General features: G+C 54.3%; 1 protein-coding gene. It reads right to left on the minus strand.

Going from position 1 to position 276, the window contains the following annotated elements:
- The coding region (locus SB719_RS19850; RefSeq protein ID WP_412159691.1) for a membrane dipeptidase at positions 1-276 on the minus strand (276 nt) is incomplete at both ends.

Below are 276 nucleotides of genomic sequence, written 5' to 3' on the forward strand. Positions count from 1 at the left end.
GCTCTTTGAACACCTTAATGTAGCCCAGCTGATCCTCAAACGCGTGCGCATTCTGGAAGCCCATCAGGATGCCTGTTTTGCCTTCATCCTTAGCGCGCCGGATATCGCGGGTGTTGGTCACTTTGGTGACCAGATCGGCGTTCTGCGCAATGAGGTTATTCATTTCCACGATATTATTCACCGTGCCCTGAAACCCTTCCCATACGGAGACCGTGCAGTTGGCAGCCGTCAGCCCGCCGCGGCGCATATCTTCAAACAGCTCTCTGTCCCATTTCG

The organism is Pantoea sp. SIMBA_079, from assembly GCF_046940275.1.
Classification (GTDB): domain Bacteria; phylum Pseudomonadota; class Gammaproteobacteria; order Enterobacterales; family Enterobacteriaceae; genus Pantoea; species Pantoea borealis.